The 16,992-nt window shown below is 72.2% G+C and carries 13 protein-coding genes; all 13 read left to right on the forward strand.

All coding sequences use genetic code 11. From position 1 onward, the window contains the following. Positions 1–206: 206 nt before the first annotated feature. The 13 genes from PYR91_RS22040 (at position 207) to rplU (ending at position 16,986) form a co-directional block, all read left to right on the forward strand. On the forward strand, positions 207–1,526 hold the full coding sequence (locus tag PYR91_RS22040) for a bifunctional folylpolyglutamate synthase/dihydrofolate synthase (protein ID WP_279782355.1): 1,320 nt from the start codon (positions 207–209) through the stop codon (positions 1,524–1,526). Positions 1,527–1,617: 91 nt separating this feature from the next. After that, positions 1,618–1,953, forward strand: a complete 336-nt coding sequence (locus PYR91_RS22045) for a DUF4233 domain-containing protein (RefSeq protein WP_279782356.1) — start codon at positions 1,618–1,620, stop codon at positions 1,951–1,953. 17 nt (positions 1,954–1,970) lie between these two features. Continuing rightward, complete coding sequence (locus tag PYR91_RS22050) at positions 1,971–3,815, forward strand: hypothetical protein (protein ID WP_279782358.1); 1,845 nt, start codon at positions 1,971–1,973, stop codon at positions 3,813–3,815. Between the two features lie 70 nt (positions 3,816–3,885). Then, positions 3,886–4,296 carry a nucleoside-diphosphate kinase gene (ndk, locus tag PYR91_RS22055; protein ID WP_279782360.1) on the forward strand — a complete coding sequence of 137 codons (411 nt, stop codon included), beginning with the start codon at positions 3,886–3,888 and terminating at the stop codon, positions 4,294–4,296. A 261-nt stretch (positions 4,297–4,557) separates the two neighbouring features. Continuing rightward, entirely contained in the window at positions 4,558–5,577 is a 1,020-nt protein-coding gene (locus tag PYR91_RS22060; RefSeq protein WP_347943389.1) for a rod shape-determining protein, read from the forward strand. Positions 5,578–5,593: 16 nt separating this feature from the next. After that, positions 5,594–6,757, forward strand: coding sequence for a rod shape-determining protein MreC (gene mreC, locus PYR91_RS22065; protein WP_279782363.1), 1,164 nt, complete (start codon positions 5,594–5,596; stop codon positions 6,755–6,757). 4 nt (positions 6,758–6,761) lie between these two features. Next, a complete protein-coding gene (mreD, locus tag PYR91_RS22070) occupies positions 6,762–7,292 on the forward strand; it encodes a rod shape-determining protein MreD (protein WP_279782365.1) in 531 nt (176 codons plus the stop codon). Then, entirely contained in the window at positions 7,289–9,337 is a 2,049-nt protein-coding gene (gene mrdA, locus PYR91_RS22075; RefSeq protein WP_279782366.1) for a penicillin-binding protein 2, read from the forward strand. The genes mreD and mrdA overlap by 4 nt, the downstream gene beginning before the upstream one ends. Next, entirely contained in the window at positions 9,334–10,497 is a 1,164-nt protein-coding gene (gene rodA / locus PYR91_RS22080; protein WP_279782367.1) for a rod shape-determining protein RodA, read from the forward strand. Before mrdA ends, rodA begins: the two co-directional genes overlap by 4 nt. A gap of 91 nt (positions 10,498–10,588) precedes the next feature. Continuing rightward, complete coding sequence (locus PYR91_RS22085; RefSeq protein ID WP_279782368.1) at positions 10,589–12,511, forward strand: TIGR03960 family B12-binding radical SAM protein; 1,923 nt, start codon at positions 10,589–10,591, stop codon at positions 12,509–12,511. A 195-nt stretch (positions 12,512–12,706) separates the two neighbouring features. Beyond that, positions 12,707–13,480, forward strand: a complete 774-nt coding sequence (locus PYR91_RS22090; RefSeq protein ID WP_279782371.1) for a TIGR03936 family radical SAM-associated protein — start codon at positions 12,707–12,709, stop codon at positions 13,478–13,480. Between the two features lie 102 nt (positions 13,481–13,582). Then, positions 13,583–16,486, forward strand: coding sequence for an Rne/Rng family ribonuclease (locus PYR91_RS22095; protein WP_279782372.1), 2,904 nt, complete (start codon positions 13,583–13,585; stop codon positions 16,484–16,486). 185 nt (positions 16,487–16,671) lie between these two features. After that, on the forward strand, positions 16,672–16,986 hold the full coding sequence (rplU, locus tag PYR91_RS22100; RefSeq protein ID WP_279782374.1) for a 50S ribosomal protein L21: 315 nt from the start codon (positions 16,672–16,674) through the stop codon (positions 16,984–16,986). Positions 16,987–16,992 lie beyond the last annotated feature (6 nt).

The following is a 16,992-nucleotide window of genomic DNA, read 5'->3' on the forward strand; positions in this document are numbered from 1 at the left end:
ACAAAATTTTGAATGACAGGTGACGCGAGGGAGCCGTCCACGGATTGTGGGTGGCTCCCTCGCGTTGTTCCTGTTCGCTGGTCGTGTGTTGAGGGCCGTCCACGGTGTGGGCGGCCCTTTTCGCGTTCGACAGCCGTTCGACCGGGTTGTCCACAGGAGGCTTGGGCGCGGCGTGGGCCGGGGTGCCTGGTCAGTAGGCTGCAGGTGTGGAATACCAGGCCGTCGAAGAAGCGATCTTGCATCGGGGTGTGGAGTGGGACATCGATCCCACGCTCGACCGCATCAACATCCTCATGGATCTGCTGGGTCAGCCCCAGAGGGCCTATCCGGTCGTGCACATCACCGGCACGAATGGCAAGACCAGCACCGCTCGCATGATCGACACGCTGCTGCGGGAGCGCAACCTCCGTGTCGGCCGCTTCACCAGCCCGCACCTCACGTCCATACGAGAGCGCATCACGCTTGACGGCGAGCCGCTCAGCGAGGAACGGTTCGTCGAGGTCTACGAGGACGTCCGGCCCTACCTGGAACTCGTCGACCAGCAGCAGGGGCGACTGTCGTTCTTCGAGACCCTCACCGCCATGGCGTACGCCGCGTTCGCCGACGCGCCGGTCGACGTCGCCGTGATCGAGGTCGGCATGGGCGGCACCTGGGACTCCACCAGCGTGGCTCAGGGCGCCGTGGCCGTCGTCACGCCCGTCTCGCTCGACCACGTCGACTACCTCGGCTCCGACGTCGAGGCCATCGCCCGCGAGAAGGCCGGCATCATCAAGCCGGGCTCGATGGCGATCCTGGCCCAGCAATCGGTGAGCGTCGCCGAGATCCTCATGCGCCGCGCCGCGGAGACCGGCTCGACGGTCGCCCGGGAAGGGCTGGAGTTCGGCGTCGCCGGCCGCGAGCTGGCCATGGGCGGCCAGATGCTCCGGCTGCAGGGCCTCAAGAGCGTCTACGAGGACGTCTTTCTTCCCCTCTACGGGCAGCACCAGGCGAGCAACGCCGCCTGCGCCCTGGCCGCCGTCGAGGCGTTCACCGGCGGCGGCGACCCTCTGGACGCCGATCTCGTGCGTGCCGCGTTCGCGGCGGTCGCCTCGCCGGGGCGCCTGGAGGTCGTGCGGCGCAGCCCCACCGTGCTGGTGGACGCGGCGCACAACCCCGGCGCCATGATGTCTCTGGTCGAGGCGGTGGAGGAGTCGTTCGGGTTCAACAGGGTCGTCGCGGTCGTCGCGATGGCGGCCGACAAGGACGTCGCCGGCGTTCTCGAGCTCCTGGAGCCCATCGCGGAGGAGATCGTCGTCACCCGCAACTCCTCACCGCGCTCCATGAGCCCCGATGAGCTGGGAGCGCTCGCCGAGGACATCTTCGGCAGCGAGCGCGTCCACCAGGCGCCCCGCGTCGACGACGCCATCGACCTCGCGATCGGCCTGGCCGAGGCCGCCGGCGAGTTCAGCGGCACCGGGGTGCTCATCACCGGCTCCGTCGTCACCGCCGGAGACGCCCGCACACTGCTGAAGGCCGACCGCCGATGACGGCCCCGGCCACCGCGGCCGGCTCGGCGGCCGCTCCGGGCACAGGAGGAGGAAGGGTGACCATGGAGATCGGTGACACGGGGGCGGCGCGGTGAACTTCGTCGTCACCCCGGGCATGCGGCGGCTCGGGTCCAGCGTGCTGGGCATGGAGGCCATCGTGCTGGCGCTGGTCACGCCCGTGGCGATCATGATCAATGAGGTGGAGCCCGCCGTGGCGGTGTCCGTCGGCGTCGGCCTGGCGCTGGCGTGTGTCGTCGTGGCGGGCCTGCTGAAGCGGCCCTTCGCCTACATCGCCGGGAGCGTGCTCCAGGTGCTGGCCATCGCCACCGGTTTCCTCGTGCCGATCATGTTCTTCCTCGGCGTGATCTTCGCCGCGCTGTGGATCACGGCAATCTTCGTCGCTCGCCGTGTCGAGGGCGTGACTTAACGCTAAGGTCGGCCACTATGGCCGTCCCCCCTGCTCCCGTTGCCGGGCCCGCGAGCCTCGACCGGGCTCGTCGTCTGCCGTTCGCGCTCGACCTCGTCGTCGGGCTGCTGACGATTCTCGCGCTGCCGCTGGCGGCCGTCACCGTTCCCAACACCATCTCCGTGGTGGGGGCCCTGCTGCCTCCGCACGTGGCGGGCGTCGGCATGCTGCGGGCGCACGGGCTGGCGCTTCCGGCCATGCTGTGCGCGGTCCCGTTCGCCGCCGCGGCGCTGCGCCGGGTACGGCCCGCGCCCATCCTGGTCGCCGGGCTCGCCCTGCTCGCCGCCGCCGACGTCGCGGGCGGCTTCGCCGACTCGGCGCTCGCGGTCGCGGCCCTGAGGGTCGCGCACGGCGTCGGCGCGGGGATGCTCCTGCCGGCCACGCTCGCGGCCGGGTGGGAACGTTCCGGCCCCGCGCGGCGAGTGCTGGTGACGGTCTGGGCCGGGGCGCTGTCCGTCAGCCTGCTGGCCGCCCAGGCTCTGGCGCTCTGGCCGCTCGACGAGGCGACCTCGTGGCGCGTCACGCTGCAGCCCTATCCACTGGTGACCGGGGTGGCGCTGGCGCTCGCCGCCGTCCACCTGCTTCTGTCCCGCACCGCCGAGGCGTCGCCCGCGATCCCCGGCGCGGCGTCCGGCGCGGCGTCCGCGGGGTCGCAGGCCGGGCCTGATGGCCCGTTCCACACCGACGGCCGGCCCGCCAGGCGCGGGGAGCTGGCGCTCACGGCCGGGCCGTCCGCCGGCATCGCCCTGCTCGCCCTCGGCACCACCCTGGACTGGCCGCCGGGGCTGATCGTCGTCGCCGCGGCCGTCGCGGTCGCGGTGCTGCTCGCAACCGCCTCGGCGGCCGGAGCCGGGCCGGGCGACCGGCTGCTCGCGTTCACGATGGTCGCCGTCGGCCTCGCGGTGCTGCCCACGGCCGCCCAGGTGACGTACGTCGAGCTGCGGGGCCTGGGAGGTCCCGGGCTGTCGGGCATGTGGGCGCCGTTCGCCCTCGCCGCCGTGACGGCGTTCGCCGCGGCGTGGGGCGCCGGGCGGGTGAGCCAGGCTCTCGCGCCCAAGACCGTCTACGTCGGCCTGGTCACGCTGGTAGCCGGGCTGTGCGCGGTCCGCCTGTTCCTCCCGGCGGCCACCGGCGCCCCGCTCCTGGCCCCGTTCGTGCTGCTCGCCGCCGGCGCGGCGATCGCGGTCACCTCCGCCCTGCGGTCCACCGGCCCGGGGGCGGCGCTCTTCGGGCTCTGCCTGTGCTTCCCCGCGGTGCTGAGCGGCTTCCTGCTGGGCACCGGCATCCAGGTCGGCGCCCTGCGTGCCGCCAGCTCGTCGGGCCTGGTCACCTCCCAGGCGATGGTCGACGGCTTCGTCAGCGCCCTGCACGTCACGGCGCTGCTCGCCGGGGCGGTCGTGGTGCTTGTGCTGCTCTTCGGCGCGGCGCTGCGGCGGCGCGCCCCGGGCCGGCGACGCGAGACGCCGGCCACCGCCTCGCACGCTCCGGACCCCGGGCAGGCCTCGGGCGTGCGGCCCGAGGTTCCGGCCCTGTCGACCGACGATCCCGCCGGTCCGCTTCCCGGCACGTCGGCGCCCGCAACCCGGCCGATGCCCGCCGCGCCGTCCACGGCGCCAATGCCGGCCCTGCCGGCCGCTTCTGGGTCCGGGCGCTCCAAGCCGCCCGGGCCGGCCGGGCCCGGCCCGGTGCCCGGGCCTCGTGAGGCCGGCGACGAGGACACCGCGAAGCGGCGCGACGGGGCGAGGGCTCCGGCCGTGCCGGCCCCCACCCCGTCGCCCGAGAGCACCGACCGGGAGGACGGCGGCGGCGCCGCCGCCCGGTAAGCTGCGCACACGCTTCCCCTCTCTTGCCGGACGTCCACGCGACCCGGCGACCACAACGAAGGAGATTTCCGTGTCCGAGCGCACGCTTGTCCTGATCAAGCCCGACGGTGTCCGCCGCGGCCTCATCGGTGACGTGATCGCCCGGGTCGAGCGCAAGGGCCTCAAGGTCGTCGCCATGGACCTCCGCACGCTCGACGCCGAGACCGCCAAGGCGCACTACGCCGAGCACTCGGAGAAGCCCTTCTTCGGCGAGCTGGTCGAGTTCATCACCTCCGGCCCTCTGGTGGCCATGGTCCTGGAGGGCCCGCGCGCCATCGAGGCCTTCCGCGCCCTCGCCGGCGCCACCGACCCCGTCAAGTCGGCCCCCGGCACGATCCGCGGCGACAACGCCCTGGAGATCGGCGAGAACATCGTGCACGGCTCCGACTCGACCGACTCCGCCGCGCGCGAGGTCAAGATCTTCTTTCCCGACCGTTTCTGAGCACTGAGCCCCATGTGAAGGCCCTGGCGCGGCACCCGCGCCGGGGCCTTTCGCGTGCACCGCGCCGCCGCGGCGGGCGGGGATGCCGGGAGGGTATAAGAGCAGGTGGGGCAGGGTCGGAGCCGGAGAAGTCCGACAACTTTTTCCCCAGGCGCGCGGCTCGTTGCCAGCAGGAGTGGGTACGTCACGTTACGATTCGAATGCGAATCGTAATCTCTCGCATCAACCTGAAGGAAGGTTTCCTTCCCCATGGGCAGCAAGCTGGCGTTCCTCGGCCGTGACATGGCCGTCGACCTGGGCACGGCCAACACTCTGGTCTACGTGCGCGGGCGCGGCATCGTGCTCAACGAGCCGTCGGTGGTGGCCATCAACACCACCACCGGCAAGATCGTTGCGGTGGGCATCGAGGCCAAGAGAATGATTGGCCGCACGCCCGGCAACATCGTGGCGATCCGCCCCCTGAAAGACGGGGTGATCGCCGACTTCGACGTGACCGAACGCATGTTGCGGTACTTCATCCAGCGCGTGCACAAGCGCAGTCACTTCGCCAAGCCCCGCATCATCGTCGCGGTCCCCAGTGGCATCACGGGCGTGGAGCAGCGCGCGGTGAAGGAGGCCGGCTACCAGGCGGGCGCCCGGAGGGTCTACATCATCGAGGAGCCCATGGCCGCGGCCATCGGCGCGAGGCTGCCCGTGCACGAGCCCACCGGCAACATGGTGGTCGACATCGGCGGCGGCACGACCGAGGTGGCGATCATATCGATGGGCGGCATCGTCACCAGCCAGTCGATCCGCGTCGGCGGCGACGAGCTCGACCAGGCGATCATCGCGTTCGCCAAGAAGGAGTACTCCCTGATGCTGGGGGAGCGCACCGCCGAGGAGATCAAGATCGCCATCGGGTCGGCCTGCCCGAACAGCGACGAGTGCCACGCCGAGATCCGAGGCCGCGACCTGGTCACCGGCCTGCCGAAGACCATCGTCGTGTCGGCCGACGAGATACGCAAGGCCACCGAGGAGCCCCTCAAGAGCATCATCGACGCCGTGAAGTCGACGCTCGACAAGTGCCCTCCCGAGCTGTCCGGCGACCTCATGGACCGCGGCCTGGCGCTCACCGGCGGCGGCGCCCTGCTCAAGGGCATGGACGACCGGCTCCGCGACGAGACCGGCATGCCGATCCACCTGGTCGAGAACGCCCTCGACTCCGTGGCGCTGGGCTCGGGCAAGTGCGTCGAGGAGTTCGAGGTCCTGCAGCAGGTGCTGGTGCCGGAACCGAGACATTGATGGGGCAGAAACACTGATGAGGGATACCCGCCGTGGGCGGTTGATCCTTGGCGTCCTGCTGGCCGCGGCACTCGTCCTGATCACCATCGACCACCGGCAGCGCGGCGACTCCCTGCTAGGGCCGCTCCACACCGCGGGGTCGTCGGTCTTCGGCGTCGCCGAGCGCGCCGGCACGGCCGTGGTGAGCCCCGTGGGCGACTTCTTCCACACCTTCGCGTCCGCTCCGGAGGCCAAGCGGCGCATCGAGGCGCTGCGGGCCGAGAACGCCCGGCTGAGGAGCGACCTCGCCGCCCGCACGCTCGACCGTCAGAGGTCCGCCGAGTTGTCGCGCACGCTCGGGCTGTCCGGCCTCGGCGGTTACCGCGTGGTCCCCGCCCAGGTGATCGCCAGGCGCGGCGCGCCCGGCTTCGAGGACGCCGTCGAGATCGACGCCGGCTCCGGCGACGGCGTGCGGTCGGAGATGACCGTGCTCAACGGCGACGGCCTGGTGGGCCGGGTGGTGCGCGCCGGCCCGTCCAGCTCGACCGTCGTGCTGCTCACCGATCCGGCCTCCTCGGCCGGAGGGCGGGTGGAGGGCACGAACGAGATCGGCGTGGTCACCGGCCTCGGCGTGCCGGCGCAGGGGCGCTTCGTGCGGTTCCGGCTGCTCGACTCGACGGTGAGCCTCGCGGTCGGCCGCCGCCTCGTCAGTTTCGGGTCGCAGAACGGCATGCCGTACGCGCCGGGCCTGCCGATCGGCGTCGTCCAGCGGGTCGAGGCCACGCCCGGCGAGCTCACCCGCGTCGCGTACGCCAAGCCGTTCGTCGACTTCACGGCCCTCGACGTCGTCGGCGTGGTCGTACGGGCCCCGCAGCGCGACCCCCGAGACTCGATGCTTCCCCCGCCGCCTCCGGCCGCGGCGCGCGCGCGTGCCACCGCCCCGCCCGCTCCGCGGGCCGGCTCCCCGTCCCCGTCCCCCGGTGCCGCGTCCGACTCCGGCTCGCCGCCGCCCCGCCGCGGGCAGGGGCGGGCGCCGCGCGATGACGAGCGGCCGGGCACCCCGCCGGTGCGGCCGGCCCCGGCGCGCGGCCGTGACGACGGCGACGAGCCGGCCGGGGCACGCGACGGCGGGCGGGCCAGGGACGGCACGGGGGACGACCGGGACGAAAGGAAGCGTGACCAGGCCGGCGAGAGGACATGAGGACGTGATCCGAGCGATGGTGGCGGTGCTGCTGGTCGGCCTGGTCATGATCGTGCAGGTCACCGTCGTGAACCGGCTGCCGCTCCCGGGCGGCGGCGGCCCCGACCTCGTGCTGCTCGTGGTCGTGCTCTTCGCGCTGGCGCGCGGGGCGGTGGGCGGGGCGGTGATCGGCTTCGTCATCGGCCTGGCTGCCGACCTGCTGCCGCCCTCCGCCCACGTGATGGGGCAGTACGCCCTGGTGTTCTGCCTGGTCGGCTACGCCGTGGGGCGCGCCCGTGAACGCGCGCCCGGCTCCTCGGCGATCGTGGTGATCGCCGCGATCATGCTCGCGCCGCTGCTGTCGGCCGGGGTGGGGGCCTTGATGGGCGACCCCCGGGTCGGCACGCGCGCGCTCGCGGCGCTGTGGCCGTCCCTGGTCATGTACAACCTGGCCGTGGCGGCGGCGGCGTTCTGGGCGGTGTCGCGGTTCTCCCGCGAGCGTCCCCGGCGCAAGGCCGTGCCGACCGGCGCCTACCCGGTCAGGAGGCGCGTGTGATCCGGGTCCGCGCCAGGCTGGTGGTGCTCCAGTTCGTCGTACTCACGATGCTCGCGGCGCTCACCGTGCGGCTGTGGCAGGTGCAGGTCGTGCGGGGCGGCCAGTTCGTCGCGGCGGCCACCGAGACACGCACCCGCGACGTCATCGTGCCCGCGGTGCGCGGCCCGATTCTCGACGCCGCCGGGCGGCCCCTGGTCCGCAACCGCACCGCGCTGGTCGTGTCGATCGACCGCGCCGCGCTGGAGCGCATGGACGACGGCGGCGCGGCCGTGCTGAGACGCCTGGCGACCGTGCTCGGCCGTCCGGTCAGGGAACTGCGCGAGCGCATCCGGGCCTGCGGGCCGATGGTCAGCCGTCCCTGCTGGCCCGGTTCCCTGTACTCGCCGATCCCGCTCGACGACAAGGTCAGCACGCGCGAGGCGCTGCAGATCCTGGAGCGTCAGGAGGACTTCCCCGGCGTGTCCGCCGAGGTGCAGCCCGTGCGCGACTACCCCCTGGGCACGGGCGCGTCCCAGACCCTCGGCTACCTGCAGCCGGTGACCGAGGAGGAGCTGCGGAAGCGGTCCTCGCTCAAGGCGAACTTCTCCGGCGTCGACCTGGTCGGCAGGGACGGCCTGGAGTACGTCTACGACGAGGCCCTGCGCGGCAAGTCCGGCCTGCGCCGGGTGCAGGTCGACCGCATGGGCAAGGTGCTCGGCGTGGAACGCCAGACCTCCCCGGTCCCCGGCGACGTCCTGGTCACCCACATGGACGTCAACGTGCAGAGGGTCGTCGACGAGGCGCTGGCCGCCGCGATGAAGAACGCGCCGAGGGCCGACGGCGCCGCCGCGGTCGTCCTGGACGTGAAGACCGGCGGGGTGATCGCGCTCGGCAGCATGCCCACCTACAACCCGGGCGTCTGGGCGGGCGGCATCGCCGAGGCCGAGTACCAGCGGCTGCTGTCGGAGAAGGCCGGGCTTCCGCTGGTCTCCCGGGCGACGCACGGCATGTACGCCCCCGGCTCGACCTTCAAGGTGTCGTCGATGGCGGCGATGGTCAGGGACGGCTACCCGCTGAAGGGCAAGTACGACTGCCCGGGCTCTTTCAACGTCGCCGGCACGACCTTCAACAACTTCCACGGCATCGGCATGGGCACCATCGACCTGCACACGGCGCTGGTGAGGTCGTGCGACACGGTCTTCTACCGGGCGGCCTACGAGATGTGGCTGCGCGACGGCGGCCTGCGGCCGGTAAAGCGCCCCAAGGAGCCGATGACCCGCACCGCGGAGGCGTTCGGGTTCGGCAGGAAGACCGGCATCGACCTGCCCGGCGAGGTGGCCGGGCGCATCCCCGGCCGGGCGGCGAAGAAGGCGATGTGGGCGGCGACCAAGCACACGAGTTGCCTCCGCTCCAAGACCGGCTACCCGGAGGTGGCCAAGAAGGACCCCGGCCGGGCCGCGTACCTGAAGAGGCTGGCGAACGAGAACTGCCTGGAGGGGTTCGAGTGGAAGGCCGCCGAGGCCGCCAACCTGTCCATCGGGCAGGGCGACGTGCTGGTCACCCCGCTGCAGCTCGCGGTGGCCTACGCGGCGCTCGTCGGCGACGGCACGCTGCGCAGCCCGCGGATCGCCAAGGCGGTCATCCGCCCCGACGGCACGCACGTGGAGGAGATCAAGTCGCCGGTGGTGGGCCGGCTCCCGGTGGACGACAGGACACGCGACTACATCCGGGCCGCGCTCAGCGAGGTCACCTCCGACGGCACGGCGGCCGGGGCGTTCAGCGGGTTCCCCATGGACGTGGTGAAGATCGGCGGCAAGACGGGCACCGCGGAGGTCTACGGCAAGGAGGACACCTCGTGGTTCGCGTCGTTCGCTCCGGTCGGCGACCCGAGGTTCGTGGTCGTGGTCACCGTGTCCCAGGGCGGCCAGGGCGGCATGACCGCCGCCCCCGCGGCGCGGGCCATCTACGAGGGCATATACGGCATCAAGGGCAAGGCGGCGCTGCCCGGCGGTGAGCCGGTCAAACGGCTGCCGAAGATCAGGCCGGACGGGACGGTGGTGGAGTGAACCAGGCGGTGGCACCGCGCGGCCGCTCGCTCGTCCGCAGGGCCATGGGCGCGCAGTCGGCGGTGTGGCGGGTGGACGGCATCCTGCTGGTCGCCGTCATGGCCCTGTCGGTCATCGGCGCGCTGCTGGTGTGGTCCTCGACGCGCACATGGGCGGCGGGCGCGCCGACCGGCATGGTCAAGAAGCACGTGCTCAACCTGATGATCGGCTGGGTGCTGTGCGGCGTCGCCGCGCTGGCCAACCAGCGCATGCTCCGCCTCTACGCGCCCGCCGTGTACGGGGCGGCGCTGCTGGGGCTGTTCCTGGTGATCACGCCGGTCGGGTCGACGATCAACGGGTCGCACTCGTGGATCCTGCTGGGCGGAGGCTTCGCGGTCCAGCCGTCCGAGCTGGCCAAACCGGCGCTGGTGCTCATGCTGGGCGCCCTGCTCGCCGAGCCCGCCACCGGCACCGAGGGCCCGCGCCCGCTCGACCTGCTGCTCGGGCTCACCGCCGCCGCCATCCCGATCGGCCTGGTCATGCTGCAACCCGACTTCGGCACCACGGTCGTGCTCCTGGTCATCACCGGCGCGGTGGTGGTCTTCGCGGGGCTGCGCAAACGCTGGATCGTCCTGCTGGCCGTGCTGACCTCGGCCACGGCGCTCGCGGTGTGGTTCCTCGGGCTGCTCAAGCCGTACCAGGTGGCGCGGTTCACCGCGTTCGTCGACCCCGCCACCGACCCGCGCGGCGCCGGTTACAACAGCACCCAGTCGCTGATCGCGATCGGTTCGGGGGAGCTGTTCGGCAAGGGGCTGTTCCACGGCGGCCAGACCAGCGGGCGGTTCGTGCCCGAGCAGCACACCGACTTCATCTTCACCGTCGTCGGCGAGGAGTTCGGGTTCCTCGGCTCGATCACCGTGGTGGCACTGCTGGGCCTGGTGCTCATCCGGGGGCTGCGCATCGCCAGGAACTGCGACGAGCGGTTCGGTTCGCTGGTGGTCGGCGGCATCGTCTGCTGGTTCGCCTTCCAGATCTTCGTGAACATCGGCATGACCATCGGCATCATGCCCATCACCGGGGTGCCGCTGCCGTTCGTCTCCTACGGCGGCACCGCCACGTTCGCCAACATGATCGCCATCGGGATCCTGCAAGCCGTCCACATTCGAGATCGGCAGTTCTAGCCGCGGCGCCCCTCCGCGTGCCGGGTCGATGGCCCCAGGTGGCCGGGGGCGCTGGCGCGAGCCGCGGCGGGCAGGAACTACCCTTGGTCGCATGTCTGTCGAATCGGTGTTCCCCCGCCTGGAACCGCTCCTGCACGCCGTGCAGAAGCCGATCCAGTACGTGGGGGGTGAGCTGAACTCGACCGTCAAGGAATGGGACGAGGCCACCGTCCGCTGGGCGTTGATGTACCCCGACGCCTATGAGGTCGGCCTGCCCAACCAGGGCGTGCAGATCCTGTACGAGATCCTCAACGAGCTGCCCGGCACCCTGGCCGAGCGCACCTACGCGGTGTGGCCCGACCTGGAGGCGCTGATGCGCGAGCACGGCGTGCCGCAGTTCACCGTCGACGGTCACCGGCCGGTGCGGGCGTTCGACGTGCTCGGCGTGTCCTTCTCCACCGAGCTGGGTTACACCAACCTGCTGACCGCGCTCGACCTGGCCGGCATCCCGCTGTACGCCGCCGACCGCGGCGACGACGACCCGATCGTGCTGGCGGGCGGCCACGCCGCCTTCAACCCCGAGCCGATCGCCGACTTCCTGGACGCCGCGGTGCTGGGCGACGGCGAGCAGATCGCCATCGCCATCTCCGAGGTCGTCCGCGAGTGGAAGGCCGAGGGCGCCCCCGGCGGGCGCGATGAGGTGCTGATGCGCCTCGCCTCCACCGGCGGCGTCTACGTCCCCAAGTTCTACGACGTCGAGTACCACCCCGACGGGCGCATCAAGCGTGTCGCGCCCAACCGCTCGGGTGTGCCGTGGCGGGTGTCCAAGCACACCGTCATGGATCTCGACGAGTGGCCCTACCCGAAGAAGCCGCTGGTCCCGCTCGCCGAGACCGTGCACGAGCGTTTCAGCGTCGAGATCTTCCGCGGCTGCACTCGCGGGTGCCGCTTCTGCCAGGCCGGCATGATCACCCGCCCGGTGCGCGAGCGGTCGGTCACCACGATCGGCGACATGGTCGAGGCGGGCATCAAGGAGTCGGGGTTCAACGAGGTCGGCCTGCTGTCGCTCTCCAGCGCCGACCACTCCGAGATCGCCGAGGTCACCAAGGGCCTGGCCGACCGTTACGAGGGCGGCAACGTCAGCCTGTCGCTGCCGTCCACCCGCGTGGACGCCTTCAACATCGACCTGGCCAACGAGCTGTCGCGCAACGGCCGTCGCTCGGGCCTCACGTTCGCGCCCGAGGGCGGCTCCGAGCGCCTGCGCAAGGTGATCAACAAGATGGTCACCGAGGAAGACCTCATCCGCACCGTCACCGCGGCGTACGGCCAGGGCTGGCGGCAGGTGAAGCTCTACTTCATGTGCGGCCTGCCCACCGAGACCGACGAGGACGTGCTGGGCATCGCCGACCTCGCCAAGAAGGTCATCAAGGCCGGCCGCGAGGCCACCGGCTCGCGCGACGTCCGCTGCACCGTCTCCATCGGCGGGTTCGTGCCCAAGCCGCACACCCCGTTCCAGTGGGCCTCCCAGTGCGATCACCAGACCGTGGACGCCCGGCTGAAGAAGCTCAGGGACGCCCTGCGCTCCGACAAGGAGTTCGGCAAGGCGATCGGCTACCGCTACCACGACGGGCAGCCGTCGATCGTGGAGGGCCTGCTGTCCCGGGGCGACCGGCGGGTCGGCGGGGTGATCAAGGCCGTGTGGGAGAGCGGCGGCCGTTTCGACGGGTGGAGCGAGCACTTCTCCTACCAGCGCTGGATGTCCTGCGCCGAGCAGGCGCTGTCCGGGCTGCCCGTGGACGTCGACTGGTACACCGTCCGCGAGCGCGACGAGGTCGAGGTCCTGCCGTGGGACCACCTCGACGCCGGCCTCGACCGCGAGTGGCTCTGGCAGGACTGGCAGGACGCCGTCTCCGGCGGCGAGGTCGAGGACTGCCGGTGGACCCCCTGCTACGACTGCGGCGTCTGCCCCACCATGGGCACCGAGATCCAGATCGGCCCGACCGGAAGGAAACTTCTGCCGTTGACGGTCGTCTGACCGCCCGGAAGGAAGCAAACACGTCCCGTAGCCGTTGACCTGACAGGCCACCGGGACGGCGGCCCCCGGCCGGCCCGCCCGCGACGGGCGGGCGGCATTGCGGCGGCCCCTATTCTGGGAAGACGACCGACGCTCGACACAGGAAGGATGACGTAACTGAAGAACCCTGTTCCTGATGGGCCCCCGCCCGCGCCAGTGGTGCAGCGCCTTCGGGTGCGGTACGCCAAGCGTGGCCGCCTGCGGTTCACCAGCCATCGAGACATCTCGCGCGCCGTCGAACGAGCGGTGCGCCGGGCCGGAATCCCGGTCGGCTTCAGCGCGGGATTCAGCCCCCATCCGAAGATCTCCTACGCCGGAGCCGCCCCCACCGGGGTGGCCAGCGAGGCGGAGTACCTCGAGATCGGCGTCGTGACGACGTACGACCCCGAGCGGCTACGCGCCGACCTCGACTCGTCGCTGCCCCCCGGTCTCGACGTGCTGGACGTCGTCGAGGCACGCGTCGGCAGCCTGGCGGACAGGCTGGAGTCCTCGGTCTGGGAGCTTCGCCTCCCCGGAGCCGAGCCCGCCGACGTGACGCCGGCGGTCGAGCGGTTCCTGGCCGAAGACCGTGTCGAGGTCGAACGCCTCACCAAGAAGGGCCTGCGCCGTTTCGACGCGCGGGAGGCCGTCGTCGCCCTGACGGTCCATGAATCAGCCGATGCGGCGGCGGGCCGGGAGCCCGGCCGGCCATGTGCGATACTGCGTATGGTCGTCCGGCACGTCACGCCTGCCGTTCGACCCGACGACGTGCTCACGGGTCTGCGTCGTGTGGCCGAGTTCGCGCCGCCGTCACCCCCCGAGGTGACCAGGCTGGCGCAGGGGCCGCTCGACGTACGCACCGGTGCAACCGCCGACCCGCTCGACCTGGACCGCGACGTTCGCGGCGGCGAGCCGGGACCGGCTGTGCGGCTCGTCGATGACCACAAATAGGACTTGGCGTCGGGCCCCGCGAGGCGGCCCGGCGTACAGCGAGATACGAGAGCTCTCGCGCGGCGCGGTGACGCGCCCGGGAGCTGACGGGAGAACGCCCGCATGCTCGACAACGAGCCCATCGTCGGGGCCGACGGCCCTGATGGGGATACAACAGCACAGCCGCCGACCCGGCCGGCCACGCGGCGACGAGCCGCCAGCCGCCCGGCGGGGCCCCCGCCGGAGGACGCCGGCTCCGCGCTCCTGACCTCTCGGCCCGCGCCCGAGGCGCCCGCCGCGCCCGGTGAGGCCGCGCCCGTCGTCGAGACCGGTGCGGTCGCCGAGCCGGTCGAGGCGGAGGCGCCGGTGAAGCGCGCACCGCGACGCCGGGCGGCCGCCAAGGACCCCGACGCGCCCGCGGCGCCGCGGCGCACCCGTGCGAAGAAGGCCGCCGTCCAGCCGGAGGAGGTCGTCGAAGTCGTCGAGGCCGAGGCGGCCCCGGTGAAGCGGCGCCGCACCAGGAAGGCCGCCGAGGCTCCGCCGGCCGTGGCGGCCGAAACGCCCGAGACCGCGGTGATCCCGGAGGCCGCCCAGGTGGCGGGCCTGGCCGAGGCGGCCGCCGCCGCCCACACGGCCGGAGCGTCTCACGCCGGGACGCCCGGGGGCGCCACGTCCTCCGGGGAACGCTCCAGCGCCGGCAGCCTCGTGGAGGCCGCGGTGGCCGACGCCGTGGCCGAGGTGCTGCCCGAAGAGGAGCCGCTGGACGACGAGCCCGCCGGTGAGGACATCGTGGAGGAGCCGCAGGCCCCCACCACCCTGTTCGCCGACCCGTTCGGCCTGTCGGCGACGACCGCCGAGCGCGTGACCGCGCCTCCCGCCGTCACCTTCCAGTCCCCGGCCGCGGTGTTCCAGCCGATCTTCCAGGCGCCCGAGCCGCGCGCCGTGGTCCCGCCGGCGCCGCCCGCGCCCGTGCGGCCCGTCGAGGACGAGGCGCCGCCCGAGGAGATCGAGGACGCCGCCGACGAGGCGTCCGCGGACGACGATGACGACCAGGACGACGCGAGCGGCCGTCGCCGCCGCCGTCGCCGCGGTGGCCGCGGACGCGGCAAGGGCCGCGAGCACGACGAGGCCGAGGGCTCCGAGGACGCCGACGACGAGGCCGCCGAGAGCGACCAGCCCGAGCAGGGGTCCCGCGACGACGAGGCCGAGCGCCGCTCCGACCGCCGCGCGGAGCCGCAGGCCGAGGAGGAAGAAGAAGAGGACGGCGGTTCGGGCTCGCGCCGCCGCCGCAGGCGCCGGCGCAGGGGCGGCGAGGACTCCGAGGTGATCGCGGACGACCCGCCGAACACCGTCGTGCGCATCCGCGCGCCGCGCGCCGGGCGTCCCACCTCGGTCGACGAGGTGCAGGGCTTCCGCGGCTCCACCCGCCTGGAGGCCAAGAAGCAGCGCCGCCGCGAGGGCCGCGAGCAGGGCCGGCGCCGTCCCCCGGTGATCACCGAGTCGGAGTTCCTGGCCCGCCGCGAGTCGGTCGAGCGGGTCATGGTGGTGCGCCGCCAGGGCGGCCGCACGCAGATCGCGGTCATGGAGGACGGCGTGCTCGTCGAGCACTACGTCGACCGCGAGGCCAGCCAGTCCTACGTCGGCAACGTCTACCTCGGCAAGGTGCAGAACGTCCTGCCGTCGATGGAGGCCGCGTTCATCGACGTCGGCAAGGGCCGCAACGCCGTCCTGTACGCCGGCGAGGTCAACTTCGACACCGCCGGGCTGGAGGGCCAGCCCAAGCGCATCGAGGTCGCGCTGAAGTCGGGCCAGTCGGTGCTGGTGCAGGTCACCAAGGACCCCATGGGCCACAAGGGCGCCCGGCTGACCAGCCAGATCAGCCTGCCCGGCCGTTACCTGGTCTACGTGCCCGACGGGTCCATGACCGGCATCAGTCGCAAGCTGCCCGACAAGGAGCGCAGCCGGCTCAAGAGCATCCTGAAGAAGGTCATGCCCGAGAACGCCGGCGTGATCGTGCGCACCGCCGCCGAGGGCGCCTCCGAGGAGGAGCTCAGCCGCGACGTCGCCCGGCTGTCGGCGCAGTGGGAGGCCATCAACCGCAAGGCCAAGTCGGCCAGCCCGCCCGAGCTGCTGTACTCCGAGCCCGACCTGACCATCCGCGTGGTGCGCGACGTCTTCAACGAGGACTTCGCGTCGCTGGTGGTCGCGGGGGACGACGTGTGGGGCACCCTCGACGAGTACGTCCGGTACGTCGCGCCGCACCTGGCCGACCGCCTCACCAAGTGGGAGGACGGCGACGTCTTCGCGGCGTACCGCATCGACGAGCAGATCGCCAAGGCGATGGAGCGCAAGGTGTGGCTGCCGAGCGGCGGCTCCCTGGTGATCGACCGCACCGAGGCGATGACCGTCGTCGACGTCAACACCGGCAAGTTCACCGGCCAGGGCGGCAACCTGGAGGAGACGGTCACCAAGAACAACCTGGAGGCCGCGGAGGAGATCGTCCGCCAGCTCCGGTTGCGCGACATCGGTGGCATCATCGTCGTCGACTTCATCGACATGGTCCTGGAGAGCAACCGCGACCTGGTGCTGCGGCGCATGCTGGAATGCCTGGCGCGCGACCGCACCAAGCACCAGGTCGCCGAGGTCACCTCCCTCGGGCTGGTCCAGATGACGCGCAAGCGCGTCGGTCAGGGCCTGCTGGAGGCGTTCTCCACCCCGTGTGACTGCTGCAACGGGCGCGGGCTGATCGTCTCGGCCGAGCCGGTCGAGGCGAAGCCCGAGCCGCGTGGCACGCAGGGCAAGATGGCGGTGGAGAAGGCGGTGGCCGAGAAGCTCGAGAAGGCCGCCGAGCGCATCCTCAAGGACAGCGTCGCGGTGGCGGCGAACGGCGAGGCGAACGGGGGGCGCGAGAGCGTCACCGGCGCTCTCGGCGGCTCGCCGGACGACGACGCCAGCACGACTTCGCCGCCCGCGCGCGGGCGGCGGCGTACCCGGAAGGCCACCAGACCTGCGGGGCCGGCCGAGTAGGCCGGCGACCCGGCGCGCCTTCCGGTTCGACCAGGGCACCGAAGTTCCGGTATCCTAGTCAATCGGTGCGTCCGGAGGCGCGCCTGGCTTCGCGCGCCTACCCGGTTCGCCTGTCGTGTATCGACGGGAGCTGGATGCGAGAGGCGCAGCATCCAGAGCAATCAAGCCAGAAGAAGGGTTCCGCGGTGTACGCGATCGTTCGTTGCGGCGGCAGGCAGCAGAAGGTCTCCGTCGGTGACGTCCTCGAGGTGGACAAGGTCGCCGGTGAGGTAGGCGCCACGGTGTCGCTGGCGCCGGTGCTCGTCGTCAACGACGGCGACGTCACCACTGACGCTGCCACGCTTGGCAAGTACCAGGTGACCGCCGAGATCCTCGGCGAGACCAAGGGTCCCAAGATCCACATCCTCAAGTACAAGAACAAGACCGGTTACAAGAAGCGCCAGGGGCACCGCCAGCGGTACACCCAGGTGAAGGTCACCGGCATCAACCCCGGGAAGTAGTGGGAG

Origin of the sequence: Sphaerisporangium sp. TRM90804 (assembly GCF_029846175.1) — a bacterium.
Taxonomy (GTDB): domain Bacteria; phylum Actinomycetota; class Actinomycetes; order Streptosporangiales; family Streptosporangiaceae; genus Sphaerisporangium.